Source organism: Chelativorans intermedius (assembly GCF_025398255.1).
GTDB classification, from domain to species: domain Bacteria; phylum Pseudomonadota; class Alphaproteobacteria; order Rhizobiales; family Rhizobiaceae; genus Chelativorans; species Chelativorans intermedius.
Map to the genome: position 1 here is coordinate 182,145 of NZ_JAODNW010000001.1, position 18,208 is coordinate 200,352.

An 18,208-nucleotide genomic window follows, 5' to 3' on the forward strand; every position below is an offset into this window, starting at 1 on the left:
GCAGGAACAACGAGGACAAGACAATGTCTCGTATAGGCAAGAAACCGGTTCCCGTGCCGGAAGGTGTGACGGCCACGGTCGAAGGCCAGACCGTGACGGCCAAGGGGCCGAAGGGCGAGTTGACCTTTGTCGTCAACGACGAGGTTCTGGTGAAGATGGAGGACGGGGCGATCGCGGTGGATCCGCGCGACCAGTCCAAGTTGGCGCGCTCCAAGTGGGGCATGTCGCGCACGCAGATCGCCAACATCGTCAATGGCGTGAAGAACGGTTTCGAGAAGCGTCTCGAGATCAACGGCGTCGGCTATCGTGCGGCCATGCAGGGCAAGACCCTTCAGCTTTCGCTGGGCTTCAGCCACGATGTGCAATATCAGGCGCCGGAAGGGGTGACGATCACCGTGCCCAAGCCCACCGAGATCGTCGTCTCGGGTGTCGACAAGCAGGTGGTCGGCCAGGTCGCAGCGGAGATCCGCAAGTTCCGCGGTCCCGAGCCCTACAAGGGCAAGGGCGTGAAATATGCGAACGAGACGATCATCCGCAAGGAAGGCAAGAAGAAGTAGGAACGCGAAGCCATGGTGTCGAAGGTATCCGTTACGCGGCGCGCCGGGCGCGTTCGCCGGAAGTTGAAGGCGGTCGCCAATGGGCGGCCGCGGCTTTCCGTCTATCGTTCGTCGAAGAACATCTATGCCCAGGTCATCGACGACGTGAATGGGCACACGCTTGCTGCCGCCTCCACGCTCGAGAAGGACCTGAAGGGCAAGCTCAAGACCGGTGCCGATGTGGCCGCGGCCACGGAGGTCGGCAAGCTGATCGCCGAGCGCGCGAAGAAGGCCGGTGTGGAAAAGGTGTTCTTCGACCGAGGCGCCTATCTGTATCACGGCCGCGTGAAGGCGTTGGCCGACGCTGCCCGTGAGGGTGGCCTGGAGTTCTAGCAGCCGGCAGGCGGGAGCGCCGTTCGCGCTGCCCGCAGGCCTTTGTTTTAACCCCGTGCTACCGGAAAAGAACAAGGACAAGGACAATGGCACAGCCCCGCAGGGACGACCGCCGCGAGCGCGAAGAGCGCGACAGCGAGTTCGTCGACAAGCTCGTTCACATCAACCGCGTTGCCAAGGTGGTCAAGGGCGGCCGCCGTTTCGGCTTCGCCGCACTCGTGGTCGTCGGCGACCAGAAGGGGCGCGTCGGCTTCGGTCATGGCAAGGCCCGTGAGGTGCCCGAGGCGATTCGCAAGGCCACCGAGGCGGCCAAGCGCGACATGATCTTCGTGCCGCTGCGGGACGGACGCACGCTGCACCACGATGTGCACGGCCGCCATGGCGCCGGACGCGTTCACCTGCGGGCGGCCAAGCCCGGCAGCGGGATCATTGCCGGCGGTCCGATGCGCGCCGTTTTCGAGACGCTCGGCGTGCAGGACGTGGTGGCCAAGTCGCTGGGGTCGACCAACCCCTACAACATGGTGCGGGCCACCTTCGATGCGCTGAAGCGGCAGATGCATCCCAAGGACATCGCTGCCCAGCGCGGCATCAAGTACTCGACCTTGCAGGCCCGCCGCGGCGCGGTGACGGCCGGGGCGGAAGAATAGGCCGCTTACGGCCTCTGACGAGGGATCACGACGATGGCTGAGAAGAAGAAGGGCAAGACGATCACGGTCGAGCAGATCGGCAGCCCCATCCGCCGTCCCAAGGATCAGCGTGCGACGCTGGTCGGCCTGGGGCTCAACAAGATGCACCGCCGCTCGACGCTCGAGGACACGCCGGCCGTGCGCGGCATGATCGCCAAGGTCGGGCACCTCGTGCGCGTCGTCGACGAGGCCTGAGGAATCGAGGAACGGAAACATGAAGCTCAACGAACTCAGGGACAAGGAAGGCGCCACGCACGCGCGCAAGCGCGTGGGCCGCGGCATCGGTTCGGGCCTTGGCAAGACGGGCGGACGCGGCGTGAAGGGCCAGAAGTCCCGCTCGGGCGTTGCCATCAAGGGGTTCGAGGGCGGCCAGATGCCGCTCTACCGGCGTCTGCCCAAGCGCGGCTTCAAGAATATCTTCGCCAAGGACCTCAACGAGGTTTCCGTCGGCCGCATCCAGGCGGCGATCGACGCGGGCAAGCTTGACGCTTCGGCGACGATCGACGCTTCTGCGCTTGTCAAGGCCGGCGTCATCCGCCGCGTCAGGGACGGCGTGAAGGTGCTGGGCAATGGCGAGATCAAGGCCAAGGTGGCGCTTGATGTCGCCGGCGCCTCCAAGTCGGCGCTCGAGAAGATCGAGAAGGCCGGCGGTTCGGTCAAGTTGCCCGAGAAGGCCGCGGAGTAGAAAGCCGTGAGAGCACGGGCGCATGCTGCTTGCAAGCCCGTGCTCTCCGGCCTATCTGCGCACGGTGCGCCTTTGTGTCGTGGCCGGGAACCGGGTTCTTTGGTCGCGCAGGGGCCTTCTGGACTTGACCGTGGCCGGCGGGTAAGCCTGCGGCCAAATTTCCTTGTCGCGCAAGGGGCGCGTGACGGAGCGGAGAATTCCTAATGGCATCGGCAGCCGAGCAACTTGCATCCAATCTCAATTTCGCGGCCTTCGCCAAGGCCGAGGACTTGAAAAAGCGAATCTGGTTCACGCTCGGCGCACTGCTTGTCTACCGGCTCGGCACCTACATTCCGATGCCCGGCATCAATCCGGAAGCCTTTGCCCAGGCTTTCCAGCAGCAGTCGGGCGGCGTGCTCGGCATGTTCAACATGTTTGCCGGCGGCGCGGTGGAGCGCATGGCGATCTTCGCCCTCGGCATCATGCCCTATATTTCGGCTTCCATCATCATGCAGCTCATGACGAGCGTCGTGCCGACGCTCGAACAGCTCAAGAAGGAAGGCGAGCAGGGGCGCAAGGTCATCAACCAGTACACCCGCTACGGCACGGTGCTTCTGGCGACTGTGCAGGCCTATGGCATTGCCGTCGGGCTCGAAAGCGGGGCGAACATCGTCACCGATCCTGGCTGGTTCTTCCGCATCTCGGCCGTGATCACCCTGGTCGGCGGCACCATGTTCCTGATGTGGCTCGGCGAGCAGATCACCGCCCGCGGCATTGGTAACGGCATCTCTCTCATCATCTTTTCCGGCATCGTGGCGGGCCTGCCGTCGGCCATCGGCGGTACGCTGGAACTCGGCCGCACAGGCGCCATGTCGACGGGTCTGATTCTGGCCATCATCGTGCTGGCCGTTGTGGTGATCGGCGTCATCGTCTTCTTCGAGCGGGCGCAGAGGCGGCTTCTGATCCAGTATCCGAAGCGGCAGGTGGGCAATCGCATGTTCCAGGGCGACACCTCGCACCTGCCGCTGAAGCTCAATACGGCCGGCGTCATCCCGCCGATCTTCGCCTCTTCGCTGCTCCTTCTGCCGGCCACCGTTGCCGGATTCTCCGACACGACGCAGCTTCCCGGCTGGGCAAGCACCGTGCTTGCCACCCTGGGCCACGGCCAGCCGCTCTACATGCTGCTCTATGCGGCGCTGATCGCCTTCTTTGCCTTCTTCTATACGGCCATCGTCTTCAATCCCAAGGACACGGCCGAGCAGCTCAAGAAGCATTCCGGCTTCATCCCCGGCTACAGGCCGGGCGAGCGCACGGCCGAGTATATCGACTACGTGCTGACCCGCATCACGGTGGTCGGCGCCATCTATCTCGTTCTGGTGTGTCTGCTTCCCGAGTTTCTGATCTCGGCCACGGGCGTGCCCTTCTATCTTGGTGGCACCTCGCTGCTCATCGTCGTCAGCGTGACGCTCGACACGGTGGCGCAGGTGCAGGGGCATCTGATTGCGCATCAGTATGAGGGACTGATCAAGAAATCGAAGCTTCGGGGAGGCAGGAAGGGACGATGAGGCTTATTCTTCTGGGACCCCCGGGCGCAGGGAAGGGGACGCAGGCGCAGATCCTGGTCGAGCGATACGGCATTCCGCAGCTTTCCACCGGCGACATGCTGCGCGCCGCGGTGAAGGCGGAAACGGAGATCGGGCGGCGCGCCAAGGCGGTGATGGATGCCGGCGAGCTGGTCTCCGATGCCATCGTCAACGCCATCGTTGCGGAGCGTATCGACCAGCCCGATTGCGCGCGGGGTTTCATCCTCGATGGCTATCCGCGCACGCTCGTCCAGGCCGACGCCGTCGAGGCGATGCTGGCCGAGCGCGGCCTGACGCTCGACGCGGTGATCGAACTCGTGGTCGACGACAAAGCGCTGGTTGGTCGCATCGAGAAGCGGGCGCAGGAGGCCAGGGCGGCGGGCCAGCCGGTGCGCAAGGACGACAATGCAAGCGTCTTCGAGGAACGGCTGCGTGAGTATTACAAGAAGACCGCTCCGCTGGTTGGCTATTTCTATGCCAAGGGCAAGCTGCACACCGTGGACGGCATGGCCAGCATCGAGGAGGTGACGGCCAAGATCGAAGCCGTGCTTCGGTCGGTGGGCGTGGCCGGGAGATAGATCCGGTGGCGGACGGGCACCCCATTCCGCAGGGAAGGGGGGCTGAGGCCGCCGCTGCAATTCAGGAGCGCCGGGGAGTTGACTTTTCCCCGCGATTCCGTCAAAGACGGCGCCAATTCGCTTGCATGTCTAAGCGGTCGGCGCCGGTCGGAGAAGTCGATGGCCGGTCCGGGCGCTTTCGTCTTGTCCGGCCTGAGGACAACAGGCCGCCGGCAAGGCGGCAGGAAACTTAAGGAGAGCCGACGTGGCCCGTATCGCTGGCGTCAACATTCCGACCAACAAGCGCGTCGTGATTGCGCTTCAGTATATTCACGGTATCGGGCCGAAGCTTGCCCGCGACATCACCGCGAAGGTGAACATTCCGGCGGAGCGCCGGGTGAGCGAGCTCACCGATGCCGAGCTTCTGGCCATTCGCGAAACCATCGACCGCGATTATCAGGTCGAGGGCGATCTGCGCCGCGAGGTGTCGATGAACATCAAGCGCCTCATGGATCTGGGGTGCTATCGCGGCCTGCGTCATCGTCGCTCGCTTCCCGTTCGCGGCCAGCGCACGCACACCAATGCGCGCACGCGCAAGGGGCCTGCCAAGCCGATCGCCGGCAAGAAGAAGTGATTTGAGCGATTGGCGAAACAGCGGATGGCGAAGAGGTTTTCCTGCTCACCATCCGCTGCCGCCTGATCGCCTCATTGGTGGAGCCGCTGGAACTACGGCGGTGTAGAGATCGACTGAAAGGAAAGACATGGCCAAGGAAGCCGCACGCGTTCGCCGTCGTGAGCGCAAGAACATTTCGTCGGGTGTGGCGCACGTCAACTCGACCTTCAACAACACGATGATCACCATCACCGATGCGCAGGGCAATGCCATTGCCTGGTCGTCGGCCGGCGCCCAGGGGTTCAAGGGCTCGCGCAAGTCCACCCCGTTCGCCGCTCAGGTGGCGGCGGAGGATTGCGCGCGCAAGGCGCAGGAACACGGCATGCGCACGCTGGAGGTGGAGGTTTCCGGGCCGGGCTCGGGACGCGAGTCGGCGCTGCGTGCCTTGCAGGCCGCCGGTTTCACCATTACCTCGATCCGTGACGTGACGCCCATTCCGCACAATGGGTGCCGTCCGCGCAAGAAGCGCCGGGTCTAGGACCGCCGACAGGCCATATACCGTACGAACGCATGGTGCGTTCCTCTGCGGTTTCCAGAGCGCCCGTCACGATTGGATGGTGGCGGGGTAACGGAAGGACAATCCACATGATCCAGAAAAACTGGCAGGAACTCATCAAGCCCAACAAGATCGAGTTCACGTCAAAGGGCAGGACGCAGACCACGCTTGTTGCCGAGCCACTTGAGCGCGGCTTCGGCCTGACGTTGGGCAACGCCCTGCGCCGCGTCCTGCTTTCCTCGCTGCGCGGCGCCGCGGTGACCGCCGTCCAGATCGACGGCGTGCTGCACGAGTTCTCCTCCATTCCCGGCGTGCGCGAGGATGTCACCGATATCGTGCTGAACATCAAGGAAATCGCCATCAAGATGGAGGGCGACGGGCCGAAGCGCATGGTGGTGCGCAAGCAGGGCCCGGGCGTCGTCACCGCCGGCGACATCCAGACGGTTGGCGATGTCGAGATCCTCAATCCCGATCACGTGATCTGCACGCTCGACCAGGATGCCGAGATCCGCATGGAGTTCACGGTCAACACCGGCAAGGGCTATGTGCCGGCAGAGCGCAACCGTGCCGAGGATGCGCCCATCGGTCTCATCCCGGTCGACAGCCTGTACTCGCCGGTCAAGAAGGTCTCCTACAAGGTCGAGAACACCCGCGAGGGCCAGGTTCTCGATTATGACAAGCTGACCATGACCATCGAGACCGACGGCTCGGTCAGCGGTGAGGATGCCGTGGCCTTTGCGGCGCGCATTCTGCAGGACCAGCTCGGCCTCTTCGTCAACTTCGAGGAGCCGCAGAAGGAAGCCCCGGCCGAGGAGGTCACGGAGCTTGCGTTCAATCCTGCGCTGCTGAAGAAGGTGGACGAGCTGGAGCTTTCCGTCCGCTCGGCAAACTGCCTGAAGAACGACAACATCGTCTATATCGGCGACCTGATCCAGAAGACGGAAGCCGAGATGCTGCGCACGCCGAATTTCGGTCGCAAGTCGCTGAACGAGATCAAGGAAGTGCTGGCGTCGATGGGGCTGCATCTGGGCATGGAAGTGCCCGACTGGCCGCCGGACAACATCGAAGAGCTCGCCAAGCGTTACGAAGACCAGTACTGACCCGTCGGCCCGTCCACGGGATTTGAAGGAGACAAGCCATGCGTCACGGAAAATCCGGCCGCAAGCTGAACCGGACATCAAGCCACCGCAAGGCGATGTTCGCCAATATGGCGGCCTCGCTCATCGAGCATGAGCAGATCGTCACGACGCTGCCCAAGGCCAAGGAGCTTCGGCCCATCGTCGAGAAGCTGGTGACGCTGGGCAAGCGCGGCGACCTGCACGCCCGCCGCCAGGCGATCGCCGCCATCCGCGACGAGAAGCTGGTCAAGCGGCTGTTCGACACCATTGCCCCGCGCTATGCCGCGCGCAATGGCGGCTACACCCGCGTGCTCAAGGCCGGCTTCCGCCACGGCGACAGCGCCCCCATGGCGGTGATCGAGTTCGTCGATCGCGACGTCGAGGCCAAGGGCGCCGCCGACCGTGCCCGTGTTGAGGCGGAGGCTGCGAACGAAGAGGCCGAGGCGGCATGATCGCCTGAGCGACGCCGTCAAGCAGATCGGGGATGGGGCCTTCCAGGCCCCATTCTTGTTTTTTCTAGGTTCTGCCGGCCTTTCAAATTGCACAATGATCTGGAACAAGAGGTGCTGGCACCAGGGACACGGTAGCGGGAGTAGCAGATGATGATGGGGCGCCTTGCCTTTGCGGTTCTTTGCGCGGCCACGCTGTTTCTCGCACAGCCTTCGGGCGTTCCTGCCGCCCAGGCGCAGGAGGGCGGGGGGCTGCTACAAAGGCTGCTGCCCGGCTCCCGGGACCGGCAGGAGGCCACCCGGCGCGTGCCGTTCTCGCAGGATGAAATCCAGCTTTCCTTCGCGCCGCTCGTGCGCAAGACGGCGCCGGCTGTGGTGAATGTCTATGCCTCCGCACGGGTCGAGGTGCGCTCGCCCTTCATGGGCGATCCCTTTTTCGAGCGGTTCTTCGATTTTCCGCAGATGCCGCCGCGCGTCCAGTCTTCGCTGGGGTCGGGCGTGCTGGTCGATCCCTCCGGCATCGTGGTCACGAATCATCACGTCATTCGCGCTGCCGACGAGGTGAAGGTCGCGCTGGCCGACGGGAGGGAGTTTGCCAGCGACATCCTGCTCACGGACGAGGAACTGGATCTCGCGGTGCTCAAGATCGAGGGGCGGGACGCCTTTCCCGCCGCCCGGCTGGGCGATTCGGAGGCACTGGAGGTGGGCGATCTGGTGCTTGCCATCGGCAATCCCTTCGGCGTCGGCCAGACCACGACGAGCGGCATCGTCTCCGCGCTGGCGCGCAGCCCAAGGGGCATTTCCGACTTCGGCTATTTCATCCAGACCGATGCGGCCATCAACCCGGGCAATTCGGGCGGCGCGCTCATCAATATGAGCGGCGAGGTGGTGGGCATCAACACCGCCATCTACAGCCGGTCCGGCGGTTCCAATGGCATCGGCTTTGCCATACCGGCCAACATCGTGCGCGCCGTGGTGGAGGCCGCGTCGAGCGGGGCCGAACGCTTCGAGCGCCCCTATGTGGGCGCGAGCTTCGATCCGGTCACGCCGGAGATTGCCGAAGCGCTCGGCATGGAGCGGCCCATGGGCGCGCTGGTCACCAATGTGGCGCCCGACAGTCCGGCGGCTCGCGCCGGGCTGAGAAGCGGCGATGTGGTTCAGGCGGTCAACGGCAAGGATGTCGACAGTCCCGAGGCGCTGAACTACCGCCTGGCCACCCTGCCGGTGGGCACGAGCGCGCAGATCGAGATTCTGCGCGGCGGCCGCAAGCAGCGGCTCGCCATGCCCATCGAACGCGTTCCAGAGGACACGGGTCGCCAGGTCGAAATCGGCGGGCGCGGACCTTTCGCCGGGGCGCGGGTGGCCGCCTTGTCGCCGGTGCTGGCGCAGCGCCTTCGCCTGCCGATCAACATGCAGGGTGTCGTCGTGGTGGAGACGGCGCCGGGCTCCCCCGCCGCCGGGCTGGGGCTGAGGCCCGGCGACATCGTGCGCGAGGTCAACGGCGAGGAGATCGACACGCCGGAACGCCTCAAGGCGATTGCGGAAAGCGGCGGGCGCTGGTGGCGCCTGTCCATCGAGCGCGGGGGGCGCCTGATCCGGCAAATGTTGCGGTACTGACGATGGCCGACCTCTTTGAAAACACCGAACCCGCCGGCAAGGTGGTCCAGCCGCTGGCCGACCGTCTGCGGCCGAAACGCCTTGAGGATGTGGTGGGGCAGGAACACCTGACCGGCCCGGAAGGTGCGCTGACGCGCATGATACGCTCCGGCTCGCTGGGTTCGCTCATCTTCTGGGGTCCGCCGGGAACGGGCAAGACGACGGTGGCGCGGCTGCTTGCCGGCGAGACGTCGATGGCCTTCGAGCAGATCTCCGCGATCTTTTCCGGCGTGGGCGATCTGAAGAAGGTGTTCGAGGCGGCGCGCCTGCGCCGCGCCCAAGGCCGCCAGACATTGCTCTTCGTCGATGAGATCCATCGTTTCAACCGCGCCCAGCAGGATTCCTTCCTGCCGGTGATGGAGGACGGCACGGTGGTGCTGGTGGGGGCGACGACGGAAAATCCCTCCTTCGAGCTCAATGCCGCGCTTCTTTCGCGGGCGCGGGTGCTCGTCTTCCACCCGCTGGAAAGCGAAAGTCTGGAGCGTCTTCTGGCGCGTGCGGAGGCGGCGGAAGGACGCGCCCTGCCGCTCGACGGGCAGGCACGCGCGGTTCTGCTGCGCATGGCCGATGGCGACGGGCGGGCGGCACTCAGCCTGGCGGAGGAGGTGTGGCGGGCAGCAGGGGAGGGCGAGGTTTTCGACGCGGAGATGCTGCAGAAGATCGTGCAGCGGCGCGCGCCCGTCTATGACAAGAGCCAGGATGGGCACTACAACCTGATCTCCGCGCTGCACAAGTCCGTGCGCGGTTCAGACCCGGACGCGGCCCTCTATTATCTTGCCCGGATGTTCGATGCGGGCGAGGATCCGCTCTATATCGGGAGGCGGCTGGTGCGCATGGCGGTGGAGGATATCGGGCTTGCCGATCCGCAGGCGCTGGTGATCGCCAACGCCGCCAAGGACGCCTATGACTATCTCGGCTCGCCGGAGGGCGAACTGGCCTTTGCCCAAGCCTGCATCTATCTGGCAACGGCGCCAAAGTCGAATGCCGCCTACACGGCCTTCAAGTCCGCCATGGCCGCGGCCAGGGAGCACGGCTCTCTCCTGCCGCCCAAGCACATTCTCAACGCGCCGACCCGGCTGATGAAGGAGACGGGCTACGGCGAGGGCTATCAGTACGACCACGACCTGCCGGAAGCCTTTTCCGGCCAGGATTATTTTCCCGAAGCGATGGGGCGCAGAACCTTCTACGATCCGCCCGAACGCGGCTTCGAGCGAGAGATTCGCAGGAGGCTGGACTATTGGTCGCGCCTGCGGCGCGAAAGGGCTGGCAGGCAGGGTTGACGCCTCCCAATGCCGGCCATTCCGTGACCGCCGGGGCGAATATTTGCCGGCAGGGGGCATGGGCGGGCGCGATCTGCGAGCAGGAATCGAAGGAAGAAATGGGGACAAGCCTCTACCACATGCTGCTCGTCTGCCTTGGCGCCGCGCTCGGCGGCGCTGCCCGCTTCTTCCTTTCCGGTCTCGTCGGGCGCCGCTTCGGCGAGACCTTTCCGTGGGGAACCATGGCGGTCAATGTCAGCGGTGCCCTGGCCATCGGCATCGTTGCCGGGACGGCGGCGCGCCACGATCTGCCGGGCCTCTGGGCCTTCGCCGTTACCGGAGGGCTGGGCAGTTACACCACCGTTTCCTCCTTCAGCCTGCAGACTCTGGCGCTTGCGCGCGATGGCGAGTGGCTGCGCGCCGGCGGCAACATCCTCCTGTCTCTGGTGCTCACCCTGGCGGCTGCGGCCGTGGGGCTGGCGCTGGGTGGCCTGTGGGGCAGCGGCGCGTCATGAACCGGCAGAGCGCTCCCGCCCCGCAAAAGCCCGTTTCACCGCGCCGGCGCGGCGGAAGACATGCGCACCGGCGGGAGGCACTTCTGCTCTATGTGGCAGTGGCGACCGGCAGCATGATCGGCGGTGCGCTGCGCGCCCTTGCTTCGTTGGCCAGCGTGGCCGTGTGGGGGCAGGGCTTTCCTGTCGGCACGCTGCTCGTCAACATCGTCGGCTCCTTCCTGATCGGGTTCTACGCCACGTTGACGGGGCCGGACGGCCGCGTCTTCGCCGGTCCGCGCCAGCGGCAATTCTTCATGGCGGGATTTTGCGGGGGGCTTACGACCTTCTCCATGTTCAGCCTGGAAACGCTGGTGCTTACGCAACGCGGCGCCTGGCCCGTGGCGGCGCTCAATGTCGCCATTTCCATCGTCTCCTGGCTGGCCGCGGTGTGGCTGGGGCATGTGCTGGCCGCGCGCCTCAACCGATTGAGAGGATCCTGAGCAATGACGATACCCGAACAGGCGCAGCTTCTGCGCATCTACATCGGCGAGGACGATCGCGCCAACGGCAAGCCGCTCTACGAGGCGATCGTGCTCAAGGCCCGGGAGATGGAAATCGCCGGGGCCACGGTCTTGCGCGGCGCCATGGGCTACGGCCATTCCAGCCGTCTGCATACGGCCAAGATCCTGCGTCTTTCGGAGGATCTGCCGCTCGTCATTGAAATCGTGGACAGCGAGGCGAAGATCGCCGCCTTTCTGCCCGAGCTCGACAGGATGATGACAAGCGGGCTTATAACACTGGAGAAAGTCCAGGTCCTGCAATATGGAACGAATGGCAGGTGATCCGGGCGGCGAATGGCGCTGGAACACCATCCCACAGCACAACGGACGATTGGCGGCATGGCGGGCGTAGAGCAGGTTCGGGTGGAAGGCAGTGAGGCGGGCATGCGCCTCGACCGCTGGTTCAAGGTACACTATCCGGGCCTCGGTTTCGGGCAGTTGCAGAAGCTTCTGCGCACCGGGCAGGTGCGGGTGGATGGCGGGCGCGCGAAGGCGGATATGCGCGTGCAGCCTGGCCAGACGATCCGCGTGCCGCCATTGGCGGCGGATCGCAAGGGTACGCCGACCACCGCGCGCACCATACGCGACCGCGGCGACGGCGAGGTTCTCTCCCAGATGCTCATCCACGAGGATGACAAGGTCTTCGTGTTCAACAAGCCGGCGGGGCTGGCCGTGCAGGGCGGTTCGGGGGTCAACCGCCATGTCGACGGCATGCTGGAAGCCTGGCGCAACCGGAAGGGCGAAAAGCCGCGGCTGGTGCATCGGCTGGACAGGGATACTTCCGGTGTTCTGGTGGTCGCGCGCACGCGGCTTGCCGCTGTCAGCCTCGGCAAGGCATTCCGGGCGCGCGAGACGAAGAAGATCTACTGGGCGCTGGTCAAGGGCGTGCCCAAGAAGACCGAAGGGCGCATCTCCACCTGGCTCGTGAAGGAGCAGACGCCGGACGGCGACCGCGTGCGGGTGGCGCAGCATGGCGAGCCGGATGCCGATCATGCGGTTTCCACCTATCGTGTGGTGGAGCAGGCGGGAACGCGGCTTTCCTGGCTGCACATGGAGCCTTTCACGGGCCGCACCCATCAGCTTCGCGTGCATGCCGCCACCTTGGGCTGCCCGATCATCGGCGACCCGAAATATTTCGAGGCGGATTCGAACTGGCAGATGCCCGGGGGTATCCAGAATCGCCTGCACCTGCATGCCCGTCGCATCGTGATCCCGCATCCCGATGGCGGAACGCTCGACATAACGGCGGAACTGCCGCCGCACATGCAGCAGAGCTGGAACCTTCTGGGTTTCGACGAGGCGACCGACGAAGCAGCCATTTGAGGCAAAGCCTGCCCCATCCGAGGGTGACGGCGCGCGTCACAGCCTGTATGAGAATGCCATGCGCGATATTCTGAACGATCTTGAGAACGACCTGCGCCTGTCCGATCCCGATCCGGTGCGGCGGGCGCAAAAGCAGATGCGCAAGCCGCTTCCCAGGCGCTTTTATAAGAATGTGAGCGTGGCCGGGGAGGGGGAGAGCTACAGCGTGCTGCTCGACGGGCGGGCGGTGCGCACGCCGGCCGGCAATACGCTGGCCCTGCCCAACGCGCAGGCGGCGCAGCTCGTGGCACAGGAGTACGACGCGCAGGGCGAGGAAATCGACCCGATGACGATGCCTGTCACCCGGCTCGTCAACACCGCCATCGACGGCGTGGCAAGCGACACGCAGGCGGTTGCCGAAGACATACTACGCTTCGCCTCCAGCGATCTTCTCTGCTATCGCGCGGAAGGGCCCGAGCGCCTGGTCGAACAGCAGGCGCAAGCCTGGGACCCGGTGCTCGACTGGGTGGAGGCGGAACTCGGCGCGCGTTTCGTGCTGGCCGAGGGCGTGATGCATGTGGAGCAGCCGCGCCAGACCATCGCCGCCGTGGCGGCCTATCTGCGCCCGCGCCGGGCGCCGCTGCGGCTGGCCGCCCTGCATGTGATGACCACGCTGACGGGCTCGGCCCTTCTCGCCCTGGCAGTTGAGGCAGGCGCCATCGAGGCCGAGGAGGCCTGGCGCGCCGCCCATGTCGATGAAGACTGGAACATCGCGCAATGGGGCGAGGATGCCGAAGCCGCGGCAAGGCGGGCGGCACGCAGGCGCGACATGATGGGCGCTGTGGCTCTGTTGAAGGCAATGGACGAAGCGAATGGCGAGCGGGGAACTCGCGAATAGCGGGTAGGGATCGCGCGCCGCACGCGGGCGTCGGGACCCCTCTAGACCGGTTTTCAATGAAACGCTGATCCGGTCCATCTCTTTGTTTTTGCGGCATTTGTGCGACGCCAGATGATTCCATCTGGCTGCAAAATGCTGTATTCGCTACCCCCTATTCGCCAACCCCTTTCACCTCCCGAACGCTTGATAGAGCATCCCGGCGATCTCGCTTTCCAGCGGGAAGGACAGCATGCCCATGACCGAGTAGCCGAGCAGCCAGGGCATGAGGTAGAAGCGGATCATGAAGAAGAACCAGGCGACATAGATCGGCACGAGAAACTCGATCAGAAAGCCGGGCGTGACCGGCGCGAAAAGGCGCAGGATGGGGTTTGTCGCCCGTACGAAGAATCGCATGAAGAAGAAGCTGGAATCTTCCGGCAGGAAGATGTTCATCGCCGCCCGCCCGATGAGCGTCCACATGATGACGCCCAGCACATAGTCGATGACGATCACCCAGATCGGAAAGGCGGCCAGCGTTTGCTGCATGGATCTGACATTCCCCCTCGGCACATGGTGAGGGGCGGGAGAATGTCCCGCCCCTGCCGTTCTTGCAAGACGTTCAGTGTTTGGGCGCAAGGATCGGCGGGCCGACCGGCACGCGCGTTTCGTCGACCATGCGCTGGATTTCCTCGTCCGGCGCCGGCGTCATGAGCGTGACCACCACCATGGCGACGAGGCTCGTTGCCATACCGATGATGCCGAAGCGCAGGTGATCGAGCCCAAGCCACGGTGTGCCGCCGGTGTAGACATAGTAGAGATAGGCGGAACCGGCCACGAAGCCTGCAACCATGCCGGCGATGGCCCCTTCGCGGTTCGCCCGCTTCCACCAGACTCCCAGAACGAGCGGGAAGAAGAGGCCGGATGCCGCGAAGCAGAAGGCCCAGGCCACCGCTCCCAGAATGCCGGTGAGCTGCAGCGAGGCGATCAGGGCGCCAAGGGCACCGATCCCGAGCAGCAGCACACGCGCGACGATCAGCCGGACCGAGGTGTCGGCCTTGGGGTCGATCATCTTGTAGTAGAGATCGTGGCTGAGCGCGTTGGCAATCGCAAGCAGCAGGCCATCGGCGGTCGACATGGCGGCCGCCATGCCGCCGGCTGCAACGAGGCCGGAAATCACATAGGGAAGACCGGCGATTTCAGGCGTGGCCAGAACGACGATGTCCGGCCGCATGAAGAACTCGTTGAGCTGGAGAATGCCGTCGCCATTCTGGTCGGCGATCGCCAGGAAGCCGACGCTCGACCAGTTCTGGATCCAGGCGAGCGAGGCCACCTCCTCGAAGGGCTTGCCGATGATGGCCGTCGGCAGGCTGGGGTCGAGAAGCTGCAGCTTCGTCAGCGTGGCAAGGGCCGGCGCCGTGAAATAGAGCAGGAAGATGAAGAGCAGCGACCAGCCCACGGACTTGCGTGCCGAGCGCACCGATGGCGTGGTGAAGTAGCGCATCAGGATGTGCGGTAGCGATGCGGTACCCGCCATCATGCACAGTGCCAGCGTGACGAACTTCCACTGCGCATAGTCGCCGACGGGCCCTGTATGCGGTGTCGTCAGCACGGACAGGCCAGGAATGGCCTCGGCCGGCGGGTTGAGACCGTATTGCGCCTCGAACTGCGCCATGTTGGCGGCCGCCTCACCATAGGTGAAGTGCGGGATGATGCCGAAGCCCTGTACGTTGGACATCCAGATCACCGGCACCAGATAGGCGATGATGAGCACGATATACTGGGCGACCTGCGTCCAGGTAACGGCGCGCATGCCGCCGAGCATCGAGCAGACGAGGATGCCGGCCAGGCCGAACCATACACCCCAGGAGAAGGGGATATGCAGGGCGCGTGCCGCAATCGTTCCGGTGGCGTTGATCTGCGCCGTCACATAGGTGAAGGAAGCAACGACCAGAACGATCACCGCGCACAGCCGCGCCAGATTTCCGCCATAGCGGGTGCCGATGAAGTCCGGCACCGTGTAGCAGCCAAACTTGCGCAGATAGGGCGCCATCAGCGAATTGACGAGCACGTAGCCGCCCGTCCAGCCGATGATGAAAGCCATGTAGCCGTAGCCGCCGAAATAGACACCGCCGGCGAGCGCCACGAAGGAAGCGCCCGACATCCAGTCAGCCGCCGTGGCCATGCCGTTGTAGAGTGCCGGCACCTGCCGGCCCGCTACATAGTAGGCATCCACCTCCATGGTGCGCGACAGCCAGCCGATCAGCGCATAGATGGCGATGGTGAAAGCAACGAACATGATGCCGATGGCATCGGCGCTCACGCCCAGCTGTTCGAGAATCGCCATGAGAATGATGAAGGCGATGAAGCCGCCCGTATAAAGTCCATAGACGCGGCCGATATTGTCTATGAACCGTCCCTGGATAAGAGCCATCTCGGTTTCCCCCTATCCCTCGTCGCCGAAGCCGAACTCGTCGTCGATCGCGTCCTGCCGCCAGTTCTGGAACCAGATCAAAAGGACGAATGCGATCAGCGAGCCCTGGGCGATCATGTAATAGCCCAGTGGAAAGCCGAGAAATGTCACGGTGTTGAGTACGGTGATCAGTGTCGGAATGATCAGCGCGAAGAACGCCCACAGGATAAGAACCAGAATGGTGAGATTCCGGGTCTTCTGCCAGTAGCGGTCCCGCACGTCTGTGCTTTCAGCGGACATGGTGTCCTCCTCCTCCGCGAAATGCCACGACCAAAGTCGCGGCTTCACGCCATTGCCTGCGCCACGAATCGTGGCCACAATGGCACAGCCAAGTGTTGGCCATCCGAAGCGCAAATGGAATTCAACGTTGGTCGTACATGAAAACGCCGCTTCCGCCCTGTGGCACCGCGCGGGAGCAATCATCCGCCAGGCGATCGTGCATCTCGGCCTGCGGCGCGAACGGGGGCCCATCGACACGGTGGAGGCGCTGGCCCGCTTTGCGCACACACGTGCTGCCTTCGTGGCGCAGAAGAAGCTCTATGGCTATCTCAAGGCGCGCATGGGCACGCGCTATCCCAGCATGTTCGAGGACGATGTGTTCGTGCAGTCCATCAATATCGCCAAATGGCACGTCTTTGCCGCGTGCCTGTCGGACATCTGCGTGCATGCCGCCGCGCATGTAGCGGCCGCCGGGGCGATGGAGGGGGAGGCGGCGCGGCGCCTGGCGCTGCGCTGCTATGATGCGGGGCTGGCGGCCAACCGGGAGGCGGTCGAGGATCCGGCAATGCCGGCCGTCTGGCGCTCGGCCTTTCTGGAAAGGCTGCAGGCGATCCATTGGGAAAACCTGGCGGCAGGCGGCGACAGCTTTACCGAAAGCCCGCGTGCGCTCTACCGCTGGGCGCCCATCGCCGACGAGCTGAAGCGCCATGATCGCGAGATCGTGGAAAACTCGATCCGCTTTGCCTGGGTGGAGATCGCAAGGGATCTACGCAGCCGCGCCGCTTTCAACGCCGTCGCAGAGGATTTCGTGGCGCGCCAGCAAGGCAAAGAGCCTTCCCCCTCCCGCCAGACCGGGCATGGGCACCCCATGCCGGAATGACGTGACGGGGCAGGCGGGGAGAAATCTCAGCGCTTGGCGATGGGCACGTAATCGCGCCGGGTGGCGCCGGTGTAGAGCTGGCGGGGACGACCGATCTTCTGGTTCGGATCCTCGATCATCTCCTTCCACTGGGCAATCCAGCCGACCGTGCGCGCCAGCGCGAAGAGCACGGTGAACATGGTGGTGGGGAAGCCCAGCGCCTTGAGCGTGATGCCGGAATAGAAGTCGATGTTGGGATAGAGCTTCTTCTCGATGAAATAGTCATCCGTGAGCGCGATACGCTCAAGCTCCATGGCCACCTCAAGCTGCGGATCGTCCTTGATGCCAAGCTCGCTCAGCACCTCATGGCAGGTCTTCTGCATGATCTTGGCGCGCGGATCGTAGTTCTTGTAGACCCGGTGGCCGAAGCCCATGAGGCGGAACGGATCGTTCTTGTCCTTGGCGCGCTCGATATATTCGGGAATGCGGTCCACCGTGCCGATTTCCGAGAGCATGTTGAGAGCCGCCTCGTTGGCGCCGCCATGCGCAGGGCCCCACAGGCAGGCGATGCCGGCGGCAATGCACGCAAAGGGATTTGCACCGGAGGAACCGGCAAGACGCACCGTGGAGGTGGAAGCGTTCTGCTCGTGATCGGCATGCAGGATGAAGATGCGGTCCATGGCGCGCGCCAGCACCGGATTGACCTTGTATTCCTCGCACGGCACCGCAAAGCACATGTGCAGGAAGTTGGCGGCGTAGGAAAGCTCGTTGCGCGGATACACGAAGGGCTGGCCGACGTGATACTTGTAGGCCATGGCCGCGATGGTCGGCATCTTGGCGATCATGCGGATGGAGGCGACCATGCGCTGGTGCGGATCGGAGATGTCGGTGGAGTCGTGATAGAAGGCCGACAGCGCCCCCACCACGCCACACATCACCGCCATGGGATGGGCGTCGCGCCGGAAACCGGTGAAGAAGCGCGACATCTGCTCATGCAGCATGGTGTGGTGCGTAACGCGGTAGTCGAAATCCTCTTTCTGGGACTTGGTCGGCAGCTCGCCATAGAGGAGCAGGTAACACACCTCCAGAAAGTCCCCGTGCTCGGCCAGCTGCTCGATGGGATAGCCGCGGTGCAGCAGGATGCCTTCCTCGCCGTCGATATAGGTGATCTTCGATTCGCAGCTTGCGGTGGAGGTGAAGCCGGGATCGTAGGTAAACATCCCGGTTTCCCCGTAGAGCGAACTGATGTTGATGACGTCCGGGCCGATGGTGCCCTTGAGAACTTCAAATTCCCGGCTCCCGCCGCCAACTTCCAGTTTCGCAGTCGAATTGGCCATTGCAGTCACCTCTCTGTTCT

General features: G+C 64.4%; 23 protein-coding genes. 19 read left to right on the forward strand and 4 right to left on the reverse strand.

Annotated features, from left to right (window positions below; genetic code table 11):
- Nucleotides 1-23: 23 nt before the first annotated feature.
- From rplF to NYR58_RS01050, 18 genes are all read left to right on the forward strand, one after another.
- Nucleotides 24-557 carry a 50S ribosomal protein L6 gene (rplF, locus tag NYR58_RS00965; RefSeq protein WP_261518519.1) on the forward strand — a complete coding sequence of 178 codons (534 nt, stop codon included), beginning with the start codon at nt 24-26 and terminating at the stop codon, nt 555-557.
- Between the two features lie 12 nt (nt 558-569).
- Nucleotides 570-929: a 50S ribosomal protein L18 gene (gene rplR / locus NYR58_RS00970; protein ID WP_261518520.1), complete on the forward strand. Its 360-nt coding sequence runs from the start codon at nt 570-572 to the stop codon at nt 927-929.
- Between the two features lie 86 nt (nt 930-1,015).
- Nucleotides 1,016-1,576 (forward strand): 30S ribosomal protein S5, encoded by a 561-nt coding sequence (gene rpsE / locus NYR58_RS00975; protein WP_261518522.1) that lies wholly within the window; start codon nt 1,016-1,018, stop codon nt 1,574-1,576.
- Nucleotides 1,577-1,609: 33 nt separating this feature from the next.
- Nucleotides 1,610-1,810, forward strand: a complete 201-nt coding sequence (gene rpmD / locus NYR58_RS00980) for a 50S ribosomal protein L30 (protein WP_261518523.1) — start codon at nt 1,610-1,612, stop codon at nt 1,808-1,810.
- 19 nt (nt 1,811-1,829) lie between these two features.
- On the forward strand, nt 1,830-2,300 hold the full coding sequence (rplO, locus tag NYR58_RS00985) for a 50S ribosomal protein L15 (RefSeq protein WP_261518524.1): 471 nt from the start codon (nt 1,830-1,832) through the stop codon (nt 2,298-2,300).
- Nucleotides 2,301-2,503: 203 nt separating this feature from the next.
- Nucleotides 2,504-3,844, forward strand: a complete 1,341-nt coding sequence (secY, locus tag NYR58_RS00990) for a preprotein translocase subunit SecY (RefSeq protein ID WP_261518525.1) — start codon at nt 2,504-2,506, stop codon at nt 3,842-3,844.
- The gene (locus NYR58_RS00995; protein WP_261518526.1) at nt 3,841-4,440 is read left to right on the forward strand and encodes an adenylate kinase; all 600 of its coding nucleotides are present in this window, start codon (nt 3,841-3,843) and stop codon (nt 4,438-4,440) included. The genes secY and NYR58_RS00995 overlap by 4 nt, the downstream gene beginning before the upstream one ends.
- 244 nt (nt 4,441-4,684) lie before the next feature.
- On the forward strand, nt 4,685-5,053 hold the full coding sequence (gene rpsM, locus NYR58_RS01000; RefSeq protein ID WP_261518527.1) for a 30S ribosomal protein S13: 369 nt from the start codon (nt 4,685-4,687) through the stop codon (nt 5,051-5,053).
- Between the two features lie 127 nt (nt 5,054-5,180).
- Nucleotides 5,181-5,570, forward strand: a complete 390-nt coding sequence (gene rpsK, locus NYR58_RS01005) for a 30S ribosomal protein S11 (protein ID WP_011580993.1) — start codon at nt 5,181-5,183, stop codon at nt 5,568-5,570.
- 107 nt (nt 5,571-5,677) lie between these two features.
- Complete coding sequence (locus NYR58_RS01010; RefSeq protein ID WP_261518528.1) at nt 5,678-6,688, forward strand: DNA-directed RNA polymerase subunit alpha; 1,011 nt, start codon at nt 5,678-5,680, stop codon at nt 6,686-6,688.
- Nucleotides 6,689-6,726: 38 nt separating this feature from the next.
- Nucleotides 6,727-7,158 carry a 50S ribosomal protein L17 gene (gene rplQ, locus NYR58_RS01015; RefSeq protein ID WP_261518529.1) on the forward strand — a complete coding sequence of 144 codons (432 nt, stop codon included), beginning with the start codon at nt 6,727-6,729 and terminating at the stop codon, nt 7,156-7,158.
- Nucleotides 7,159-7,305: 147 nt separating this feature from the next.
- Complete coding sequence (locus NYR58_RS01020; protein WP_261518530.1) at nt 7,306-8,772, forward strand: DegQ family serine endoprotease; 1,467 nt, start codon at nt 7,306-7,308, stop codon at nt 8,770-8,772.
- 2 nt (nt 8,773-8,774) lie between these two features.
- Entirely contained in the window at nt 8,775-10,091 is a 1,317-nt protein-coding gene (locus tag NYR58_RS01025) for a replication-associated recombination protein A (protein WP_261518531.1), read from the forward strand.
- A 98-nt stretch (nt 10,092-10,189) separates the two neighbouring features.
- On the forward strand, nt 10,190-10,585 hold the full coding sequence (gene crcB / locus NYR58_RS01030) for a fluoride efflux transporter CrcB (protein ID WP_261518532.1): 396 nt from the start codon (nt 10,190-10,192) through the stop codon (nt 10,583-10,585).
- Nucleotides 10,582-11,064: a fluoride efflux transporter CrcB gene (gene crcB, locus NYR58_RS01035; RefSeq protein ID WP_261518533.1), complete on the forward strand. Its 483-nt coding sequence runs from the start codon at nt 10,582-10,584 to the stop codon at nt 11,062-11,064. The genes crcB (NYR58_RS01030) and crcB (NYR58_RS01035) overlap by 4 nt, the downstream gene beginning before the upstream one ends.
- Nucleotides 11,065-11,067: 3 nt before the next feature.
- On the forward strand, nt 11,068-11,406 hold the full coding sequence (locus NYR58_RS01040) for a DUF190 domain-containing protein (RefSeq protein WP_261518534.1): 339 nt from the start codon (nt 11,068-11,070) through the stop codon (nt 11,404-11,406).
- Between the two features lie 57 nt (nt 11,407-11,463).
- Complete coding sequence (locus tag NYR58_RS01045; protein WP_261518535.1) at nt 11,464-12,447, forward strand: RluA family pseudouridine synthase; 984 nt, start codon at nt 11,464-11,466, stop codon at nt 12,445-12,447.
- A 58-nt stretch (nt 12,448-12,505) separates the two neighbouring features.
- Nucleotides 12,506-13,324: an ATP12 family chaperone protein gene (locus NYR58_RS01050; protein WP_261518536.1), complete on the forward strand. Its 819-nt coding sequence runs from the start codon at nt 12,506-12,508 to the stop codon at nt 13,322-13,324.
- Nucleotides 13,325-13,492: 168 nt separating this feature from the next.
- Here the strand turns inward: NYR58_RS01050 and NYR58_RS01055 are convergent, their stop codons facing one another.
- From NYR58_RS01055 to NYR58_RS01065, 3 genes are all read right to left on the reverse strand, one after another.
- Nucleotides 13,493-13,849, reverse strand: a complete 357-nt coding sequence (locus NYR58_RS01055) for a hypothetical protein (RefSeq protein WP_261518537.1) — start codon at nt 13,847-13,849, stop codon at nt 13,493-13,495.
- Nucleotides 13,850-13,922: 73 nt separating this feature from the next.
- Nucleotides 13,923-15,734, reverse strand: coding sequence for a sodium:solute symporter family protein (locus NYR58_RS01060; RefSeq protein WP_261518538.1), 1,812 nt, complete (start codon nt 15,732-15,734; stop codon nt 13,923-13,925).
- 12 nt (nt 15,735-15,746) lie between these two features.
- Nucleotides 15,747-16,013, reverse strand: coding sequence for a DUF4212 domain-containing protein (locus NYR58_RS01065; protein ID WP_261518539.1), 267 nt, complete (start codon nt 16,011-16,013; stop codon nt 15,747-15,749).
- Between the two features lie 127 nt (nt 16,014-16,140).
- Between NYR58_RS01065 and NYR58_RS01070 the strand changes: the two genes are divergently transcribed.
- Nucleotides 16,141-16,872, forward strand: a complete 732-nt coding sequence (locus tag NYR58_RS01070) for a hypothetical protein (protein ID WP_261518540.1) — start codon at nt 16,141-16,143, stop codon at nt 16,870-16,872.
- Between the two features lie 26 nt (nt 16,873-16,898).
- On the opposite strand, the gene gltA is transcribed toward NYR58_RS01070, so the two are convergent.
- Nucleotides 16,899-18,188, reverse strand: a complete 1,290-nt coding sequence (gene gltA, locus NYR58_RS01075) for a citrate synthase (protein WP_261518541.1) — start codon at nt 18,186-18,188, stop codon at nt 16,899-16,901.
- Nucleotides 18,189-18,208: the final 20 nt, after the last annotated feature.